The sequence below is a fragment of the Thauera aromatica K172 genome (assembly GCF_003030465.1).
In the GTDB taxonomy this organism is placed as follows: domain Bacteria; phylum Pseudomonadota; class Gammaproteobacteria; order Burkholderiales; family Rhodocyclaceae; genus Thauera; species Thauera aromatica.
The window spans coordinates 2026418-2045664 of sequence record NZ_CP028339.1; the positions used below are offsets into that span (position 1 = coordinate 2026418).

The following is a 19247-nucleotide window of genomic DNA, read 5'->3' on the forward strand; positions in this document are numbered from 1 at the left end:
CTCCCATTGGTTTGCCCGTGGGAACGTTCACCACTAGAATCGGTCAGTCGCGTACAGATACAGGCCGCAGCGGCCTTCGGGGAACAGAACGTTGAACAATCTTTTGAAGAATCTCGCGATCTGGATGGTCATCGGCGTCGTGCTGATGACCGTATTCAACCAGTTCAATGCGCGCCAGACGCCGCCCAACACGATGGAATACTCCCAGTTCCTGGAGGAAGCCAAGGCGGGGCGCATCGCGAAAGCGACGATCGACGGCCGCATGCTCAAGGCGACGACCCAGGAAGGGCGCTCGATCACCGTCTATACCCCCGGCGTTCAGGACATCTGGATGGTGTCCGACCTGATGCGCTACGGCGTCCAGATCAACGCCTCCAAGCCCGAGGAGGAGCAGTCCTTCCTCGCCAGCATCTTCGTATCGTGGTTCCCGATGCTGCTGCTGATCGGAGTGTGGATCTTCTTCATGCGGCAAATGCAGGGCGGTGGCAAGGGCGGCGCGTTCTCGTTCGGCAAGAGCAAGGCGCGCATGCTCGACGAGTCGGCCAACTCGATCACCTTCGCCGACGTCGCCGGCTGCGACGAGGCCAAGGAGGAAGTGTTCGAACTGGTCGAGTTCCTGCGCGATCCGTCCAAGTTCCAGAAGCTCGGCGGCCGCATTCCGAAGGGCGTGCTGATGGTCGGCTCGCCCGGCACCGGTAAGACGCTGCTCGCCAAGGCCATCGCCGGCGAGGCCAAGGTGCCGTTCTTCTCGATCTCCGGTTCGGACTTCGTCGAGATGTTCGTCGGCGTCGGCGCAGCGCGCGTGCGCGACATGTTCGAGCAGGCCAAGAAGCAGGCGCCGTGCATCATCTTCATCGACGAAATCGACGCCGTCGGCCGTCAGCGCGGTGCCGGCCTGGGCGGCGGCAACGACGAGCGCGAGCAGACGCTGAACCAGCTGCTGGTCGAAATGGACGGCTTCGAAGGCCAGACCGGCGTGATCGTGATCGCCGCGACCAACCGTCCCGACGTGCTTGACCCCGCGCTGCTGCGCCCGGGCCGCTTCGACCGCCAGGTCGTGGTGTCGCTGCCCGACATCCGCGGCCGCGAACAGATCCTCAAGGTGCACATGCGCAAGGTGCCCATCGCGCCCGACGTCGATCCCCAGGTTCTCGCCCGCGGCACGCCCGGCTTTGCCGGTGCCGATCTCGCCAACCTGGTCAATGAGGCCGCGCTCTTCGCTGCGCGTGCCAACAAGCGCCTGGTGGATATGGAGGACTTCGAGCGCGCCAAGGACAAGATCATGATGGGCGCGGAGCGCCGCTCGGTGGTGATGCCCGAGGAGGAGCGGCGCAACACCGCCTACCACGAGTCCGGCCACGCCGTCGTCGCCCGCCTGCTCGACAAGACCGATCCGGTGCACAAGGTCACCATCATCCCGCGCGGGCGCGCGCTGGGGGTGACCATGCAGCTGCCGACCGAGGACCGCTACAGCCAGGACCGCGAGCGCCTGCTGCAGACGATTACCGTGCTGTTCGGCGGGCGCATTGCCGAAGAAATCTTCATGAAGCAGATGACCACCGGGGCGTCGAACGACTTCGCCCGCGCCACCGATCTCGCCCGGCGCATGGTCACCCAGTGGGGGATGTCGGACAATCTCGGACCGATGGTGTATGGCGAGGAGGAAGGCGAGATCTTCCTCGGCCGCCAGGTCACCACCCACCGCAACGTTTCCGAAGCGACGATGCAGAAGGTCGACGCCGAAATCCGTCGCATCATCGACCAGCAGTACTCGCTCGCGCGCCGCCTGCTCGAAGAGAACAGCGACAAGGTCGAGGCCATGACCAAGGCGCTGCTCGAGTGGGAAACCATCGATGCCGACCAGGTCAACGACATCATGGCCGGCCGTCCGCCGCGTCCGCCCAAGCCGGCTGCGGCGCCCACGTCGCGGACCAAGGACGACACGCCGGGAGCCGCGCCGACCGCGCCCGCTCCGGCCGCCTGAGTCCTTCCCCGCCTCCGCCTTCGGAGGCGCACCCGACAAGACGGGCCGGCATGTCCGGCCCGTTTCCTTGCTGCGCCTGAATCCGTACCTGCCTGTGAGCGCCCCGGGAAACGGCTTTGCCGTTTCTGCCCCCCATGGGGCGAAAAAACCTGGGGCGGTCCGGCGTTTTCCTGTGAGTCCTTCATGTCTTTTCTGCTTTGCGGCCGCTTCCGGCTCGACCCCAGCCAGCCGCGGGTGATGGCGATCATTAACCTCACCGACGACTCCTTTTCCGGCGATGGTTCCCGCGGCGATCTGGCGGCGGCGATCGGTCGCGCCGAACGTGCGCTCGAAGAAGGGGCGGACATGCTCGACATCGGCGCCGAATCCACCCGTCCCGGCTCCGATCCGGTCCCTGAACAGCAGGAACTCGAGCGCGTGGTCCGCTTCGTCGAACACACCCGTGACTGGCAGGTGCCGCTGTCGATCGACACAGTGAAGCCGGCGGTGATGCGTGCCGCGCTCGCCGCCGGGGCCGACATGATCAACGACATCAACGCCTTTCGCGCCGAGGGTGCGATCGAGGCGGTCGCCGGAAGTACGGCGGCCCTGTGCGTGATGCACATGCAGGGTGAGCCGCGGACCATGCAGCTCGCCCCCCGCTATGGCGACGTCGTCGCCGAAGTCGAGGACTTTCTCGCCGAGCGCGTGCATGCGCTGGAAAGCGCCGGCGTCGAGCGCGAGCGTATCGTGCTCGATCCCGGCTTCGGTTTCGGCAAGTCGGTCGAACACAACTACACCCTGCTGCGCGAACTCGCGCGCTTCGGCCGCGGCGGGCTTACCGTGCTCGCGGGGATGTCGCGCAAGTCGATGCTGGGGGCGGTCACCGGCCGGGCGGTGGATGCGCGCATGCCGGCGAGCGTTGCCGCGGCGCTGATCGCGGTGCAGCGCGGCGCCCATATCGTCCGCGTGCATGATGTCGGCCCGACCCGCGACGCGCTCAAGGTGTGGCAGGCGCTGGCGGCGGTGTCATAATCCGCGGTTTCGAACGACGGTAGGGAGCGAGCATGGGGCGCAGGTATTTCGGCACCGACGGGGTGCGCGGCAGGGTCGGAGAGGTGCCGATCACGCCCGAGTTCGTGATGCGCCTGGGCTACGCCGCGGGGGTCACCCTGGTCGCGCGCGAGAAGCTGCCGGCCGGTGAGCATCCGGCGGTGCTGATCGGCAAGGACACGCGCATTTCGGGCTACATGCTCGAAGCCGCGCTCGAAGCCGGGTTTTCCGCTGCGGGTGTCGATGTCGTGCTCGCCGGGCCGATTCCAACTCCGGCGGTGGCCTACCTGACCCGGGCGCTGCGCCTGCAGGCCGGCGTGGTGATCTCCGCTTCGCACAACCCGTTCTACGATAACGGAATCAAGTTCTTTTCCGCCGGCGGGGCCAAGCTGGCCGATGCGGTGGAGGCCGAAATCGAGTCCCGCCTCGATCAGCCGATGGGGTGCGTCGAAGCGGCCCGGCTGGGCAAGGCGCGGCGGGTGGCCGACGCGGGCGGTCGCTATATCGAATTCTGCAAGAGCACCTTCCCCAACGAGCTCGACCTGCGCGGCATGCGCATCGCCATCGACTGCGCCCATGGCGCCGCCTATCACATCGCCCCCAAGGTTTTCCACGAGCTCGGTGCCGAAGTCCTGCCGGTGGGAGTCGAACCCAACGGCCTCAACATCAACGATGGCGTCGGCGCGACCCGCCCCGAGCACCTGAAAAAGGCGGTGCTCGCCCAGCGGGCCGACCTGGGGATCGCCCTCGACGGCGACGCGGACCGCCTGATCATGGTTGACCACCGTGGCGAGATCTACGACGGCGACAAGCTGCTCTACGTGGTGGCGCGCGCACGCCACGCCGAGGGCCGCCTGGACGGCGTGGTCGGTACGCTGATGAGCAATCTCGGCTTCGAGCATGCGATTGCCCGTCTCGGCGCGCCGTTCGCGCGGGCCAAGGTCGGCGACCGCTACGTGCTCGAACTGCTGCACGAACGCGGCTGGAAGCTCGGCGGCGAGAATTCCGGCCATATCATCTGCCTCGACCGCCACACCACCGGCGACGGGATCGTCTCGGCGCTGCAGGTGCTGGCGGCGCTCAAGCAGCAGGGGCAGACGCTGGCTGAAGCCTGTGCGGACCTCGTGTTCTATCCCCAGCGACTGGTCAATGTGCGCCTGCCGGCCGGATTCGACTGGCAGGCCGATGCCGATATCGCGGCGGCGCGGGCACAGGCCGAGGCCGAACTGGGCGACAGCGGGCGGGTGCTGCTGCGTCCGTCCGGCACCGAGCCCCTGCTCCGGGTGATGGTCGAGGGGCGCGACGGCGGACTGGTCGAACGCCTGGTGGGCGACCTCGCCGCCGCGGTGGAGCGTGCGATCGCCTGATCCACCCGCGCTGCGGCGCGGCCCGTCTCGCTGTCATGTGTCGTGTCACAGCGGTGTAACAAAGCATTCATACACTCTCGTCCGTCTGAACGAAGTTCAACTGACGGAGAGGGTCTCATGAAAGTTTTCAAGTTCGCTGCTGCTGCCGTTGCTGTCGCCGGTGCTTTCGTTTCCGGCGGTGCCGCCGCCCAGGCGCTGGTGAAGGTCGATGGTTCCTCGACGGTGTTCCCGGTCACCGAGGCCGTGGCCGAGGAGTTCCAGAAGGCGAAGAAAGGCGGTGTGCGCGTGACGGTCGGCGTCTCGGGCACCGGCGGCGGCTTCAAGAAGTTCTGCCGCGGCGAAACCGACATCTCCAACGCTTCGCGCCCGATTTCGAAGAAGGAAATCGACGACTGCAAGGCCGCCGGCATCGAATTCATCGAGCTGCCGATCGCCTTCGACGCCCTCACCGTGGTGTTGAATCCCAAGAACGACTGGGCCGACAAGGGCATCAGCGTCGCCCAGCTGAAGGCCATGTGGGAGCCGGCCGCGCAGGGCAAGGTCATGAAGTGGAGCCAGGTGAACCCCGCCTGGCCCGATCGCGACCTGACGCTCTACGGCGCCGGCGCCGATTCGGGCACCTTCGACTACTTCACCGAAGCGGTCACCGGCAAGTCCAAGTCCAGCCGTGGCGACTTTACCGCCTCGGAAGATGACAACGTCCTGGTGCAGGGCGTGTCGCGCGACGTCAATGCGCTCGGTTTCTTCGGCTTCGCCTACTACGAAGAGAACAAGGACAAGCTCATGGCGGCGAAGATCATCGCCGCCGACGGCAAGCCCGCAGTCGGCCCGTCGATGGAAACGGTGCTCGACGGCAGCTACACTCCGCTGTCGCGCCCGATCTTCATCTATGTGAACGCCAAGTCGCTCGGGAAGCCCGAAGTCAAGGAGTTCGTCGAGTTCTACAACAAGGAAGGCGCGGCGCTGGCGGCCGAAGTCAAGTACGTGCCGCTGCCGAAGAAGGCCTACGACTACAACATCGAGCAGGTCGCCAAGCTCGCCAAGGGCACCAAGTTCGGTGGCGAGAACAAGGTCGGCATCACCATCGAAGAGCTGATGTCGCTCGAAGCCAAGTAAAGCCTCGTGCGGAACGCCCCCGGAGGCGAAGCTCCCGGGGGCTTTTCCCGTTCCGGGAGCATTAATGCCAGACAAGGATTTACCCATGACGACCAGCACCGCCGCAGCGCCCGCTGCGGGTGCATTGCCTGTCACCAGCGAGCGTCTGAAGAAGAAGCGCACACGTCACGTCAAGGAACGGGCGATCGAAGCACTGCTGTTCTTTGCCGCCTTCATTTCCGTGTTCACGACGGCTGCGATCCTCTACGTCCTGATCTCCGAATCGGTGCTGTTCTTCCAGCAGGTGTCGATTTTCGACTTCCTGACGGACACGCAGTGGACGCCGCTCTTCGCCGACCCGCACTACGGCATCCTGCCGCTGCTCTCCGGAACCATCACGGTCGCCGGTGTCGGCCTGCTGCTGGCGATCCCGGTCGGCACCATCATCGCCGTGTATCTGTCGGAGTTCGCATCGGTCGGGGTGCGGGAAGTGGTCAAGCCTCTCCTCGAGATGCTCGCCGGCGTGCCGACCATCGTCTTCGGCTATTTCGCGCTGCTCTTCGTCACTCCCTTGCTGCAGCGGATCTTCCCCGACCTGCCCGGTTTCAACATGCTCTCGGCCGGGCTGGTGGTCGGCATCATGATCGTGCCCTACATCAGTTCGTTGGCCGAGGACGCGATGCGCGCGGTGCCCATGAGCCTGCGTGAAGGCTCCTATGCGATGGGGGCGACCCGCTTCCAGACTGCGATCAAGGTGGTGGCGCCAGCGGCAACGTCCGGCATCGCCGCCGCGTGCATCCTCGGCGTGTCGCGCGCGGTGGGCGAGACCATGGTGGTGGCGGTGGCCGCCGGCATGCAGCCGAAGTTCACCTTCAATCCGATGGAGGGGGCCGGCACGATCACCGCCTACATCGTGCAGGTGGCGCTGGGCGATCTGCCGCACGGCGAGCTTGCCTATCAGACCATCTTCGCCGCCGGGCTCACGCTGGTGCTGTTGACGCTGGTGTTCAACATCCTCGGTTACTGGCTGCGCCGCAAGTTCCGCGAGACCTACTGACCATGACTGACAATCACGAGCAACACCTGCAGGGGATCCGCGCCCTGATCCAGCGGCACAAGCGCTGGGACATGATTTTCGGACTGGTCGGCCTGTCGGCGATGATGATCTGCGTGCTGACGCTGTTTGCACTGTTCGCGCAGATGACGATCGACGGCTTGCCGCGCCTGAGCTGGGAGTTCCTGACCAGCTTCCCGTCCCGCAGGGCCGGACAGGCGGGCATCCTCTCCGCATGGGTGGGAACGACGCTGGTCATGCTGGTGACGCTGGTTGCCGCAGTACCGATCGGTGTGGCCGCAGGGGTCTATCTTGAGGAGTACGCGCCGAAGAACTGGATCACCGACATCATCGAGATCAACGTCACCAACCTCGCCGGTGTGCCGTCGATCATCTATGGGCTGCTTGCGCTCGGCATCTTCGTCCATGCCTTCGGCTTCGGCCAGAGCATCCTCTCCGCGGGCCTGACGCTCGGCCTGCTGATCCTGCCCGTGGTGATCGTCGCCACGCGCGAGGCTATCCGCGCCATCCCCCAGGCTGTCCGCGAGGCGGCCTACGCCTGCGGCTGCACCACCTGGCAGCTGGTGCGCGACCACATCGTGCCGTATTCGGGCGCCGGCATCCTCACCGGGGTCATCATCGGCCTCGCCCGTGCGATCGGCGAGACTGCGCCGATCATCACCATCGGCGCGCTCACCTTCATCGCCTTCCTGCCGCCGGCACCGTTCGCGGGCGAGCCGCCGGCAGGCCTGTTCGACTGGCTGTTCGCGCCGTTCACGGTGATGCCGATCCAGATGTTCAACTGGGTGTCGCGTCCCGACCCGAACTTCCACTACAACGCCGCGGCCGCCGGCTTCATCCTCGTCTTCATGACGCTGGCCATGAACGGGCTGGCGATCTGGCTGCGCTACCGCCTGCGCCGCAACATCAAGTGGTGAGTGCGGCGGCGACCGACGCGCGCGCCGTGGGCGTGCCCACGACCCCCGGATTCTTTCGAGAGCACAGCATGAAAACACCTGCTACCCCGTTGGCGCTGAAGTCCGAAGTGCGCGACTTCAACTTCCACTACGGCCAGTTCCACGCCCTCAAGGGCATCTCCTTCCCGGTCTACGACAAGAAGGTCACCGCCCTGATCGGGCCGTCCGGCTGCGGCAAGTCCACGCTGCTGCGCTCGTTCAACCGCATGCACGACCTCTACCCGGGCAACCGCTATGCGGGCGAGATCCGCCTCTACCCGGACAATACCAACCTGCTCGCCGCCGACGTCGACCCGATCGAGGTGCGGATGCGTATCAGCATGGTGTTCCAGAAGCCCAACCCCTTCCCGAAGTCGATCTACGAGAACGTCGCCTACGGCCTGCGCGTGCGCGGCGAGAAGAACCGTGCGGTGATCGACGACAAGGTCGAGCAGGCGCTCAAGGATGCGGCGCTGTGGGACGAGGTCAAGCACCGTCTCAACGAGCTCGGCGCCAATCTCTCGGGCGGCCAGCAGCAGCGCCTGTGCATCGCGCGCGCGCTCGCCACCGACCCCGAGATCATCCTGTTCGACGAGCCCACCTCGGCGCTCGACCCGATCGCCACCGCAAGCATCGAGGAACTGGTCACCGAACTGAAGGACAAGGTGACGATCCTGATCGTCACCCACAACATGCAGCAGGCGGCGCGCATCTCGGATTTCACCGCCTACATGTACCTGGGCGAACTGGTCGAGTTCGGCGTCACTGACGAGCTGTTCCTGAAGCCGAAGAAGAAGGAAACCGAGGACTACATCACCGGCCGCTTCGGCTGAGTTCGGGCCGCACCGCGGCGCGGCTCGGGCAAACCGGGTGGCGGGGGGTGCGACGGCCGTAGTCAAGCATGCGGGGGCAGTCCCGCGGGGCGCGCGCAGCCGTGCTCGCAGCCGAGGCTCTCGATCTGCAGCGTCATGTGGCCGATGCCGAAGCGCTCGTGCAGTCCGTGGGCGACTTCATCGAGGAAAGCCGTGTCGGGCGGGGGCGCGGGCATCACGACGTGGGCGGTGAGGGCGATGTCGCGCGTGCTCATCGCCCACACGTGCAGATCGTGAACGCTTTCCACGCCGGGCCGGTTCGCGAGCCAGCGATCGACCTCAACCAGGTCGATATGCTCCGGGACGCCATCGAACAGCAGGTGCACCGACTGGCGCAGCAGCCCCCAGGTGCCGGCGACGATGACGGCGGCGATGACGAGGCTGGCGAGCGGGTCCAGCCAGGCCCAGCCTCGCCACAGGTAGAGCGCGCCGCTGGCGGCGACCCCGAGCGAGACCAGCGCGTCGGCCGCCATGTGGAGGAAGGCGCCGCGGATGTTGAGGTCCGATTTGCGTCCGGCGATGAACAGTGCGGCGGTGAGGGCGTTGATCAGCACGCCGATGGTGGCGACCGCGACGACGGTCACGCCTTCGGTGGCGGTCGGCGCCCGCAGTCGTTCCGCCGCTTCCCAGGCGAGGGCTCCCATCGCTACCAGCAGCAGCACCGCGTTGGCGAACGCGGCGACAATCGATGCCCGTTGCCAGCCGTAGGTGTGGCGCCGGTCGGGTTTCAACTGCCCGGCCAGCGCGCCGGCCCACGCCAGCAACAGCCCGGCCACGTCGGACAGGTTGTGTCCGGCGTCGGCCAGCAGGGCGAGTGAGCCGCTCCGCCAGCCGTAGAACGCCTCGACGGCAACGAAGCCCAGGTTGAGGGCGACGCCGATGGCGAACGCGCGGTTGAAGGCCGTAGGGCCATGGGCGTGGCCATGCTCGTGGTCGCCTCCGCCGCCGATCGCGTGGGCACTCATCGTCCGGTTCTCCTTGTCTCCTTGCGAGGCATCGTGTGACGGCAAGCCGCATCGCACCGCCCGCGTTGATTCGAGAGTCTGCCGCCCGTTCGCTCGTGCGGGGCCCGCAGGGCACGGCGCGCAGGTGCCGCTGCCCGCGGGATCGAGCAGCGAACGGATCGCTACCTGGCCCGCAGTGCCGTGTCGAGCTGATCGACGAGTTCGGCCCAGTCCGCATCCTCGGCCAGTTTCTCGCGCAGGAAGCTCGCCTGCGCGTTGGTCCAGAACGGGGCGTCGGCCAGTTTCACGCGCTCGGGCAGCGGCGCGTGGGTGCGGATGAAGGTTGCGATGGCGTCGGCGTCGTCGGGCAGTCCGAGCTGGGCGAACAGATCCTTCAGTGCGTGTACCGGTGGTTCCATTCCATTCTCCTTGGCGGCGAAGCGGTTGCGCCACCCTGCTCGAACTATAGTCCATGCCTTTGCGGGTGATCGCCGTGCTGGTGACTGTCGGCGCGGGCGTGGGAAAAGGAACGCGGGCGGAGGGAGCGAGGGCGGAGGGAGCGCGGGCGGAGACGCTCGCCCCGTCTCAGGTGGAAGCCGGCAGGACGCGCTCGTACCAGCGCCGCGTGCGTGTCACCATCTTCACCAGCCACAGCATCACCGGCACCTCGATCAGCACGCCGACCACCGTCGCCAGGGCGGCGCCGGAGTCGAAACCGTAGAGCACGATCGCCACCGCCACTGCGAGCTCGAAGAAGTTGGAGGCGCCGATCATCGTCGCCGGTCCGGCGATGTCGTGGCGCACCTTGAGCTGGCGGTTTAGTCCGTAGCCGAGTGCGGCGATGAACAGGGTCTGGAGCAGGATCGGCAGCGCGAGCATGGCGATGATCGCCGGCTGGGCGATGATCGTGCTGCCCTGGAAGGAGAACAGCAGCACCAGGGTGGCGAGCAGGGCGAGGATGGAGAAGGGGCCGATGCGCGCCAATGCGGCATCGAAGACAGCGCGCCCTCGCCGCAGCAGGCGGGCGCGGATGAACTGGGCGATCGCCAGCGGAATCACGATGTACATCCCCACCGACAGCGTCAGCGTGTCCCACGGCACCGGGATCGACGATACGCCCAGCAGCAGGGCGACGATCGGGGCGAAGGCGAACACCATGACGAGGTCGTTGAGCGCGACCTGGGTCAGGGTGAAGTTGGCGTTGCCGTGGCACAGGTTGCTCCACACGAACACCATCGCCGTGCACGGCGCGGCGCCGAGCAGGATCAGGCCGGCGATGTAGCTGTCGAGCTGTTCCGCCGGCAGCCAGGGGGCGAACACGTGGCGGATGAAGATCCAGCCCAGCAACGCCATCGTGAACGGCTTGACCGCCCAGTTCACGAACAGGGTCACGGCCATGCCGGCCTTCTGCTCGCGCACTTCGTGCAGCGCGCCGAAGTCGATCTTCATCAGCATCGGGATGATCATGACCCAGATCAGCAGCCCGACCGGGAGATTGACGTGGGCGATTTCGAGTGCGCCGACCGCCTGCGCGACGTCGGGTGCGACCTCGCCGAAGGCGGTGCCGGCGACGATGCAGAGGAATACCCAGACGCTGAGGTAGCGCTCGAAGAAACCGATCGGGGCGCCGGCTGCTTTGTTGCCGGCAATTTCACATTGGACGGACATCGAGGTTCCAGTGGAATGTGGAAATGGGAGGGCGAAGGAACGGGAGGAGGAATGGTAGAAGGATAGGGCGGAAGGGCCGGATGGCTGGAACGCGAGCCGCCCGCTGCGCCGGGCGGAAACTAGCGGTTGTGCCCGGCGAGTGCCCGCAGGCGGTCGACGCCGACCGGCTCTTCGGCCTGCAGCGGCACCAGTGCGACGCGGCGGGCATGATGCTCGCGCACCACGGCGATCTGCGCGCCTTCTGCGGCGGCACGGTGGGCGAGCAGGGGCGCATGCGGAGTGGCTGCAGCCAGGCTGTTGTTGATGATCCACGCCCATGGCTCGATGCCGGCGCGGCGCAGGTCGGTCTGCAGGCGGGCGGCTTCGAGCACCGGCGTGGTTTCGGCCAGGGTGACGATCAGCACCTTGGTCCGGGCCGGGTCCTGCAACTGCATCATCGGTGTCAGGTAGTGGTGCTCGCCGCGCTTGTCCATGTTGCGCGCGACCTCGCGGTGGTAAGCGCCGGTGGCGTCGAGCAGCAGCAGGGTGTGGCCGGTGGGGGCGGTGTCCATGACGACGAACTTGCGCCCGGCGTCGCGGATGATGCGCGAGAAGGCCTGGAAAACGGCGATTTCCTCGGTGCACGGCGAGCGCAGGTCTTCCTCGAGCAGGGCGAGGCCGCGCGCGTCGAGAGCCCCGGCCTGGGTAGCGAGCACCTCGTTGCGGTAGCGCTCGGTTTCGGCCTGCGGATCGATGCGGCTGACGGCGAGGTGGGCGAGCCCGCCGGCGAGGGTTTCGTCGAGATGGGCGGCCGGGTCGGAGGTGCTCAGGTGCACATCGTGGCCGCGGTGGGCGAGCTCCACTGCGATCGCCGCGGCCAGCGTGGTCTTGCCCACTCCACCCTTGCCCATCAGCATCACCAGGCCGTGGCCGCCCGGGGCGATCTCATCGACCAGGGCGGAAAGTCCGGGCAGGGCGGGAAGCGGTTCCGGCGCGCGCTCCGCATGCGAGCCGGCGGCGGTGCTCGTGCCGGCCGAGGCTGCCGCTTCCGGCGCGAGCAACGCGCGCAGGGCGGCCAGACCGACGAGGTTGAAAGGCATCAGCGCGATGCGGTCGGTGGGTAGTGCCCGCAGGACGGCCGGATAGCGCTCGAGCGCCTCGGCTTCGCGGCGGGCGATCGCCGCGGCGAGCGCATCGTCCTCTACGGCTGCGGCCGGCAGCACGCCGTTAATGACCAGGAACTGACGCTCGAGGCCGATCGCGGCGAGCTCTTCGTGAGTGCGTGCGACTTCGCGCAGGGTCGAGGCCTGGGCGCGGGCGACCAGGACGAGGCGGGTCAGGGTGGGGGCCGCGAGCGCATCGACCGCCGCGCGGTATTGCTGGCGCTGCTTTTCCAGTCCGGCGAGGGGGCCGAGGCAGGAAGCGCCGCTGCTGCTGTCGTCGAGGAAGCCGGTCCACGCTCCGGGGAGCTGGAGCAGGCGGATGGTGTGGCCGGTCGGGGCGGTGTCGAACACGATGTGCTCGAATGCGTGCGCCAGCTCGCGGTCGGTGAGCAGGCCGGTGAACTCGTCGAAGGCGGCGATCTCGGTGGTGCACGCGCCCGAGAGCTGTTCTTCGATGCCGCGCACCACGCTGTCGGGGAGGACGCCGCGGACCGGGCCGACGATGCGTTCACGGTAGCTGCGGGCGGCTGCTTCGGGGTCGATCTCGAGCGCCGACAGCCGTGGCACGGCGGGAATCGGGGTGATGCGGTTGCCGATCTCGACGCCGAACACCTGGCCGACGTTGGAGGCCGGATCGGTGCTGACCAGCAGCACCCGGCGGCCGGCATCGGCCAGGCGGACCGCGGTGGCGCAGGCGATCGAGGTCTTGCCGACGCCACCCTTGCCGGTGAAGAACAGGTGGCGGGGTGGGTGTTCGAGAAAGCGCATCGCGGCTGGCGTCATGGAGGAAGAAAAGCGGAGGAAGAAAAGCGAAAGGGGCGACGGGAGCGCTGGGGGCAAACGCAGCCAGAGCTTGGGCTGCGTGCAGGGAACTTTGCCGGGAAGTGCGGGAGTGCGGCGCGGACCCGCCCCCGCAGGGCGGGGACGGGGGCGTGCAGCGCTCAGCCGCAGTGGCCGCCGCTGCAGCAGTTGCCGGCCGGCACCGGATTGAGCTTGGGCGAGGATACGCCGGCCCAGCGCGACAGTTCGGCGCGGTTCGGGTAACGGCCGGCGAGCATCATTTCGCCGTCGACCAGGACCAGGGGCAGGGCGTCCTCGCCCGAACGCTCGAGGAAGGCCTTGACCACCGCGTTGGCGGCGAACGCCTGGGGGTCCATGGCGAGGTTGAAGCGCTCGATGGCGATGCCTTCTTCCTTGGCCCAGTCGAGGTCGGCGGCGGCCTTGGCGAACAGCGGATCGACGTCGGTGCCGCAGACGCCGGTGGGGCAGCACAGCGCGGGGTCGAAAATCTGGATGGTGCTCATGTTGCGGTTCTCCTGTGGAACGTGCGTGGGTGCCATCCAGGGGGCCTGCATGGCGGGATTGAAAGCTTGCCGCGCTATTTTGCCGGCATGAGGGTGCCGATGCGCGCGAGTTCGCGCCGGAAGCGTTCCGGATCCCGTGCGGCAAGGTCGGCCGGCAGGGCGAGGAAGGCTTCGATGCGGTGGCGCAGGATGCGGTAGGCGGATTCGAACGCGGCGTCGATTTCGGCCGCCGTGCCGGTGGCTTTGGCAGGGTCGTCCACGCCCCAGTGGGCGCGCGGCACCGGGGCCAGATAGACCGGGCAGGTTTCGCCCGCGGCGCTGGCGCAGACGGTGATGACCACGTCGGGCGTGGCGGGCAGGTCGTGCCACGACTTGCTGCGATAGCCCGCGGTGGGGATCCCTTCGCGGGCGAGCAGCGCCAGCGCGTTCGGATGGACGTAGCCGGCCGGCTGGCTGCCGGCGCTCACCGCCCGCAACGGGGCGGGTGCCAGCGCATTGAACGTCGCTTCGGCAAGAATGGAGCGGCAGGAATTGCCGGTACACAAGAAAAGAACGTTCATGAGCGGCCGGGTCCTTCGGCAGGGCAGTCGAGCGGGGGGAGCAGGGCGGCGAGGCCGGGCTGGCTCCGGCGGAAGTCGACGCATTCTTGCGGACGCCCCGCGCAGCAGTTTTCGGTGAGGTAGGCGATGACTTCGAGCATCGTTTCGATGTTGGCGCGGTAGCGCTGGAAGCGCCCTTCCTGTTCCACCCCCAGGAGCCCGGATTGGGTCAGATTCTTGAGGTGGAAGGACAGATTGGTCGGCGGTATGTCGAGCGCGGCGGCGATTTCGCCCGCGACCATGCCCTCGCGCCCGGCGACCACGAGGCAGCGATAGACGTCGAGGCGGATGCCGGACGACAAGGCTTCGAAGACCTGCAGGGCGGTTCGTTTCTCCATCCGATTCTTTTTGATGATTCAAATATTGTTGAACTGTCTGGATGCTAATCCGACTCCGAGCACAGTGCAAGCGCCCGATACCCGCCCGGTACCGGACCCGCCGCTGCGGAGCGGCGGGTCCGAGCGGCGGGACCGATTTGCGGGGCATGGCACGGCACTCTATAATCCATCGGTTTAGCTTGTAGATGACTACGCCACATGATCAGACTCGTCGCCGGCAACTGGAAGATGAATGGCAGCCTTGCCGCCAATCGTGTTCTGCTCGATCGCCTCGAGGCCGCCCCGGGAGTGGAGATCGCGGTGTGCGTCCCCTATCCCTACCTCGCCCAGCTCCAGCAGCGGCCGGCCGGACTGGCGCTCGGTGCGCAGGACGTGAGCGAGTTCGCGGCCGGGGCCTATACCGGGGAAGTGAGTGCGTCGATGCTGGCGGAGTTCGGCTGCCGCTATGTCATCGTCGGTCATTCCGAGCGCCGGGCGCTGTTCGGCGAAGGGAATCTCGCCGTCGGGCGCAAGGCGCATGCTGCGCTGGCAGCAGGGGTGGTGCCGATCGTCTGTGTCGGCGAAACGCTTGCCGAACGTGACGCCGGGCAGGCGATGGAAGTGGTGGGGCGCCAGCTCGCGGCGGTGCTCGAAGTCCTGGGGGCGGCGGCGATGTCGTCCGTCGTGCTTGCTTACGAGCCGGTATGGGCGATCGGCAGCGGGCGTTCGGCCGATGTCGGGCAGATCGCCGAAGTGCATGGCGGCATCCGTGCCTGGCTCGCGGCGCATGGTGTCGACGCGGAATCGGTGCGGACCCTGTACGGCGGCAGCGTCAAGCCCGGGAATGCGCACGAGATTTTCATGGCGGCGAATGTCGATGGCGGCCTGATTGGCGGGGCGTCGCTGGAGGCGGGTGATTTCATGGCGATCTGCCGCGCTGCGGCGGATGTGGCCTGATTGGTTGTTTAATCGGTTGGTCTTTTTTCAAGGTTCGTGATGGGCGACTATCTTTTTTCCCTGGTGCTCACTGTCCATGTGCTGGTCGGTCTGGCGGTCATTGGGCTCGTTCTTGTGCAGCACGGCAAAGGTGCCGACATGGGGGCGGCATTCGGCAGCGGATCGTCGGGCAGCCTGTTCGGTTCGTCCGGGTCGGCGAACTTCCTGAGTCGCACGACGGCGGTGCTGGCGACGGTGTTTTTCATCACCAGCCTGGGCTTGAGCTATCTCGCCAGCAACAAGCCGGCCGCGCCTTCCAGTGTCATGGAAGGGGTGCAGGGCGCGCCTGTCGGCGAGCAGATGCCGGCCGCTCCGAGTGCTCCGGTGGATACCTCTCCGGCACAGTCGATTCCCAAATAATTATGCGTGCGAGTCTTTGCGCACTGCGTAAAAACCCGTATAATTCTTTGGCTTTCTGAACGAAGCGCCGACGTGGTGAAATTGGTAGACACGCTATCTTGAGGGGGTAGTGGCGAAAGCCGTATGAGTTCGAGTCTCATCGTCGGCACCATATTCCGGAAACGCCCGCAAATGCGGGCGTTTCCATGCAGAGCAGCCAAAACAATAATTGCAGCGCATCGTTGACGCTGTCGAACGCAATGGGGGTTTCTGAACATGCTGGAAAATTATTTTCCCGTATTGGTGTTCATTCTCGTTGGACTTGGTTTCGGGCTTGCTCCTGTCATTCTTGGGCGACTTCTCGCGCCTTATCGCCCTGACGGCGAAAAGCTCTCTCCCTACGAATGCGGCTTCGAGGCGTTTGAAGACGCCCGCATGAAGTTCGATGTTCGCTATTACCTGATCGCCATTCTCTTCATTCTGTTCGATCTCGAAATCGCCTTCCTCTTTCCGTGGGCGACGGTCTTTCAGGAATTCATTGCCGCCGGCGAGCTGGCCTGGTTCGTGTTCGGCTCGGTGATGGTCTTTCTCACGGTTCTGGTCATCGGGTACATCGTCGAGTGGAAAAACGGCGCACTCGACTGGGAGTAATGCATGAGCATTGAGGGCGTCTTCCGCGAGGGGTTCGTTACCACCTCGCTCGATGCGGTCATCAATTGGACGCGCACCGGTTCCTTGTGGCCGATGACCTTCGGTCTGGCCTGTTGTGCGGTGGAGATGATTCATGCGGGCTGTTCGCGCTATGACCTCGACCGCTTCGGCGTCGTGTTCCGGCCCAGTCCGCGCCAGTCCGATCTGATGATCGTGGCCGGGACGCTGTGCAACAAGATGGCGCCGGCGCTGCGCAAGGTTTACGACCAGATGTCGGAGCCGCGCTGGGTCATTTCCATGGGCTCTTGCGCCAATGGTGGCGGCTATTACCACTATTCCTATTCGGTCGTGCGTGGTTGCGACCGGATCGTGCCGGTCGACGTCTATGTGCCGGGCTGTCCGCCGACGGCCGAGGCGCTGATCTACGGCATTCTGCAGCTCCAGAACAAGATCAAGCGCACCAATACGATTGCGCGCTGAAGGGTGTCCCAGACATGAGTGTCAAACTTGAACGCCTGAGCCAGACCTTGCGCGATGTGTTCGGCGACCGCATCCGGTCGCTGGTGCTCGATCGCGGCGAGCTCACGATCGAAGTCGCCGCCGCCGAGTACCTGCGCATCGTGCGCAAGCTCCGCGACCATGAGGAGCTGCGCTTCGATCAGCTGATCGACATTTCCGGGCTCGATTATTCCGCTTACGGCAATGCTCCGTGGGAAGGTCGGCGCTTCGCTTCGGTGGCCCATCTGACTTCGGTCAGGCACAACTGGCGGCTGCGCGTGCGGGTGTTCGCCGAGGATGACGGTTTCCCGGTGGTCGATTCGGTCGTCGATGTGTGGCCGAGCGCCAACTGGTTCGAGCGCGAGTCCTTCGACCTGTACGGCATCCTGTATGCCGGTCACCCCGACCTGCGCCGCATCCTCACCGACTACGGTTTCGTCGGTCATCCGTTCCGCAAGGACTTCCCGGTGTCGGGCTATGTCGAAATGCGCTACGACCCGGAGCAGGGCAGGGTCGTCTATCAGCCGGTGACCATCGAGCCGCGCGAGAACACGCCGCGCATCGTGCGCGAAGAGAACTACGGGGACGTCGGCCATGGCTGAGATCCGCAACTACACGATCAACTTCGGCCCGCAGCATCCTTCCGCCCACGGCGTCCTGCGCCTGGTGCTGGAGCTGGATGGCGAAGTCGTCGAACGCGCCGATCCGCATATCGGCCTGCTTCACCGCGGTACCGAAAAGCTCGCCGAGACCCGCACCTGGGTGCAGTCGGTGCCTTACATGGACCGCCTCGACTACGTCTCGATGATGTGCAACGAGCACGCCTACTGCATGGCGATCGAGAAGCTGCTCGGCGTTCAGGTGCCGGAGCGCGCCCAGTACATCCGCGTGATGTTCGACGAGGTCACCCGGATTCTGAACCACCTGCTCAACATCGGCACCCACGCGCTCGACATCGGCGCGATGACGATGGTGCTGTACACCTTCCGTGAGCGCGAAGACCTGATGGACGTCTACGAGGCGGTGTCCGGCGCGCGCATGCACGCGGCCTACTACCGGCCGGGTGGCGTCTATCGCGACCTGCCTGACCGGATGCCGAAGTACGAGGTCAACAAGTTCAAGAACGAGAAGACGGTCCGCGAGCTCAACGCCAGCCGCGAAGGCTCGCTGCTCGACTTCCTGGAAGATTTCACCGACCGCTTCCCGACCTACTGCGACGAATACGAGACCCTGCTCACCGACAACCGGATCTGGAAGCAGCGTACCGTCGGCATCGGCGTCGTTTCGCCGGAGCAGGCGCTGGCGTGGGGCTTCACCGGCCCGATGCTGCGCGGTTCGGGCATCGCCTGGGACCTGCGCAAGAAGCAGCCCTACGAAGTCTACGACCGCATGGACTTCGACATTCCGGTGGGCAAGAACGGCGACTGCTACGACCGTTATCTGTGCCGCATGGAAGAGATGCGCCAGTCCAACCGCATCATCCGCCAGTGCATCGACTGGCTGCGCAAGAATCCCGGGCCGGTGATCACCGACAACCACAAGGTCGCCCCGCCCGCGCGTGCGGACATGAAGTCGAACATGGAAGAGCTGATCCACCACTTCAAGCTCTTCTCCGAAGGCATGCACGTGCCGAAGGGCGAAGTCTATGCCGCGATCGAGCATCCGAAGGGCGAGTTCGGCGTCTATGCCGTTTCCGATGGGGCCAACAAGCCGTATCGCCTGAAGCTGCGCGCGCCGGGCTTCGCCCACCTCGCGGCGATGGACGAACTGGCCCGCGGCCACATGATCGCCGACGTGGTCGCGATCATCGGCACGATGGACGTGGTGTTCGGCGAAATCGACCGCTGAGCGAAAGTGCCGCGCGCGTCCGTACGAAGGGAATCGGCGCCTGCGGGCGCCACGGTATCAAACAAGAATCGGCAGGCTATCCGGAAGATCAAGACGACATGCTGAGCCAGGAATCGCTGCAACAGATCGATCGAGAGATCGCAAAATATCCGCCCGAGCAGAAGCAGTCCGCGGTGATGTCCGCGCTGCGGATCGCGCAGGTGGAAAAGGGCTGGCTGCCGAAGGAACTCATCGAGTTCGTGGCCGATTATCTCGACATGCCGGCGATCGCCGCCTACGAGGTGGCGAGCTTCTACAACATGTACGACCTCGAGCCGGTCGGTCGGCACAAGATCACCGTGTGCACCAACCTGCCTTGTGCGCTGTCCGGCGGCGTCCATGCCGCCGACTACCTCAAGCACAAGCTCGGCATCGACTTCAACGAGACCACGCCCGACGGCAAGTTCACGCTGAAGGAAGGCGAGTGCATGGGCGCCTGTGGCGACGCCCCGGTGCTGCTGGTGAACAACCATCACATGTGCAGCTGGATGACCACCGAGAGGATCGACCAGATTCTGGCCGAGCTGGACAAGAAATGAGCA

At 66.0% G+C, this 19247-nt stretch carries 21 protein-coding genes and 1 tRNA gene; 15 read left to right on the top strand and 7 right to left on the bottom strand.

The genetic code is table 11. The annotated features are described in order from the left end of the window. The first annotated feature begins 91 nt into the window (after positions 1 to 91). From ftsH to pstB, 7 genes are all read left to right on the top strand, one after another. Positions 92 to 1984: an ATP-dependent zinc metalloprotease FtsH gene (gene ftsH, locus Tharo_RS09575; RefSeq protein ID WP_107220980.1), complete on the top strand. Its 1893-nt coding sequence runs from the start codon at positions 92 to 94 to the stop codon at positions 1982 to 1984. Positions 1985 to 2167: 183 nt separating this feature from the next. Beyond that, positions 2168 to 2998, top strand: a complete 831-nt coding sequence (gene folP / locus Tharo_RS09580) for a dihydropteroate synthase (RefSeq protein ID WP_107220981.1) — start codon at positions 2168 to 2170, stop codon at positions 2996 to 2998. A gap of 32 nt (positions 2999 to 3030) precedes the next feature. Beyond that, positions 3031 to 4383, top strand: a complete 1353-nt coding sequence (glmM, locus tag Tharo_RS09585) for a phosphoglucosamine mutase (protein ID WP_107220982.1) — start codon at positions 3031 to 3033, stop codon at positions 4381 to 4383. A 117-nt stretch (positions 4384 to 4500) separates the two neighbouring features. Next, positions 4501 to 5499 (top strand): PstS family phosphate ABC transporter substrate-binding protein, encoded by a 999-nt coding sequence (locus tag Tharo_RS09590; protein ID WP_107220983.1) that lies wholly within the window; start codon positions 4501 to 4503, stop codon positions 5497 to 5499. 85 nt (positions 5500 to 5584) lie between these two features. Beyond that, entirely contained in the window at positions 5585 to 6535 is a 951-nt protein-coding gene (gene pstC / locus Tharo_RS09595) for a phosphate ABC transporter permease subunit PstC (RefSeq protein ID WP_107220984.1), read from the top strand. A gap of 2 nt (positions 6536 to 6537) precedes the next feature. Next, on the top strand, positions 6538 to 7470 hold the full coding sequence (pstA, locus tag Tharo_RS09600; RefSeq protein WP_107220985.1) for a phosphate ABC transporter permease PstA: 933 nt from the start codon (positions 6538 to 6540) through the stop codon (positions 7468 to 7470). Between the two features lie 68 nt (positions 7471 to 7538). Next, positions 7539 to 8321 carry a phosphate ABC transporter ATP-binding protein PstB gene (pstB, locus tag Tharo_RS09605; RefSeq protein WP_107220986.1) on the top strand — a complete coding sequence of 261 codons (783 nt, stop codon included), beginning with the start codon at positions 7539 to 7541 and terminating at the stop codon, positions 8319 to 8321. 62 nt (positions 8322 to 8383) lie between these two features. Here pstB and Tharo_RS09610 read toward each other — a convergent pair whose 3' ends face one another. The 7 genes from Tharo_RS09610 to Tharo_RS09640 form a co-directional block, all read right to left on the bottom strand. After that, on the bottom strand, positions 8384 to 9325 hold the full coding sequence (locus tag Tharo_RS09610; protein ID WP_107220987.1) for a cation diffusion facilitator family transporter: 942 nt from the start codon (positions 9323 to 9325) through the stop codon (positions 8384 to 8386). A gap of 161 nt (positions 9326 to 9486) precedes the next feature. After that, positions 9487 to 9723 carry a DUF2789 domain-containing protein gene (locus Tharo_RS09615; RefSeq protein ID WP_107220988.1) on the bottom strand — a complete coding sequence of 79 codons (237 nt, stop codon included), beginning with the start codon at positions 9721 to 9723 and terminating at the stop codon, positions 9487 to 9489. A 166-nt stretch (positions 9724 to 9889) separates the two neighbouring features. After that, positions 9890 to 10972 (bottom strand): ACR3 family arsenite efflux transporter, encoded by a 1083-nt coding sequence (arsB, locus tag Tharo_RS09620; protein WP_107220989.1) that lies wholly within the window; start codon positions 10970 to 10972, stop codon positions 9890 to 9892. Positions 10973 to 11091: 119 nt separating this feature from the next. Continuing rightward, positions 11092 to 12882, bottom strand: a complete 1791-nt coding sequence (gene arsA / locus Tharo_RS09625; RefSeq protein WP_107220990.1) for an arsenical pump-driving ATPase — start codon at positions 12880 to 12882, stop codon at positions 11092 to 11094. A 173-nt stretch (positions 12883 to 13055) separates the two neighbouring features. Further along, positions 13056 to 13418: an arsenite efflux transporter metallochaperone ArsD gene (arsD, locus tag Tharo_RS09630; protein WP_107220991.1), complete on the bottom strand. Its 363-nt coding sequence runs from the start codon at positions 13416 to 13418 to the stop codon at positions 13056 to 13058. Between the two features lie 74 nt (positions 13419 to 13492). Then, a complete protein-coding gene (locus Tharo_RS09635; RefSeq protein ID WP_107220992.1) occupies positions 13493 to 13978 on the bottom strand; it encodes an arsenate reductase ArsC in 486 nt (161 codons plus the stop codon). After that, on the bottom strand, positions 13975 to 14355 hold the full coding sequence (locus Tharo_RS09640; protein WP_107220993.1) for an ArsR/SmtB family transcription factor: 381 nt from the start codon (positions 14353 to 14355) through the stop codon (positions 13975 to 13977). Before Tharo_RS09640 ends, Tharo_RS09635 begins: the two co-directional genes overlap by 4 nt. A gap of 198 nt (positions 14356 to 14553) precedes the next feature. Between Tharo_RS09640 and tpiA the strand changes: the two genes are divergently transcribed. From tpiA to nuoE, 8 genes are all read left to right on the top strand, one after another. Beyond that, positions 14554 to 15291: a triose-phosphate isomerase gene (gene tpiA / locus Tharo_RS09645; RefSeq protein ID WP_107220994.1), complete on the top strand. Its 738-nt coding sequence runs from the start codon at positions 14554 to 14556 to the stop codon at positions 15289 to 15291. Between the two features lie 39 nt (positions 15292 to 15330). Continuing rightward, entirely contained in the window at positions 15331 to 15690 is a 360-nt protein-coding gene (gene secG / locus Tharo_RS09650; protein WP_107220995.1) for a preprotein translocase subunit SecG, read from the top strand. Positions 15691 to 15756: 66 nt separating this feature from the next. Next, positions 15757 to 15841: transfer RNA gene (locus Tharo_RS09655), tRNA-Leu, on the top strand. Positions 15842 to 15945: 104 nt separating this feature from the next. Beyond that, positions 15946 to 16320 carry an NADH-quinone oxidoreductase subunit A gene (ndhC, locus tag Tharo_RS09660; RefSeq protein ID WP_075149062.1) on the top strand — a complete coding sequence of 125 codons (375 nt, stop codon included), beginning with the start codon at positions 15946 to 15948 and terminating at the stop codon, positions 16318 to 16320. A gap of 3 nt (positions 16321 to 16323) precedes the next feature. Next, entirely contained in the window at positions 16324 to 16800 is a 477-nt protein-coding gene (locus Tharo_RS09665) for a NuoB/complex I 20 kDa subunit family protein (RefSeq protein ID WP_002926530.1), read from the top strand. Positions 16801 to 16814: 14 nt separating this feature from the next. After that, a complete protein-coding gene (locus Tharo_RS09670) occupies positions 16815 to 17420 on the top strand; it encodes an NADH-quinone oxidoreductase subunit C (RefSeq protein WP_107220996.1) in 606 nt (201 codons plus the stop codon). Continuing rightward, a complete protein-coding gene (locus tag Tharo_RS09675; RefSeq protein ID WP_107220997.1) occupies positions 17413 to 18666 on the top strand; it encodes an NADH-quinone oxidoreductase subunit D in 1254 nt (417 codons plus the stop codon). The genes Tharo_RS09670 and Tharo_RS09675 overlap by 8 nt, the downstream gene beginning before the upstream one ends. Before the next feature lie 98 nt (positions 18667 to 18764). Next, the gene (gene nuoE, locus Tharo_RS09680) at positions 18765 to 19244 is read left to right on the top strand and encodes an NADH-quinone oxidoreductase subunit NuoE (protein ID WP_107220998.1); all 480 of its coding nucleotides are present in this window, start codon (positions 18765 to 18767) and stop codon (positions 19242 to 19244) included. Positions 19245 to 19247: the final 3 nt, after the last annotated feature.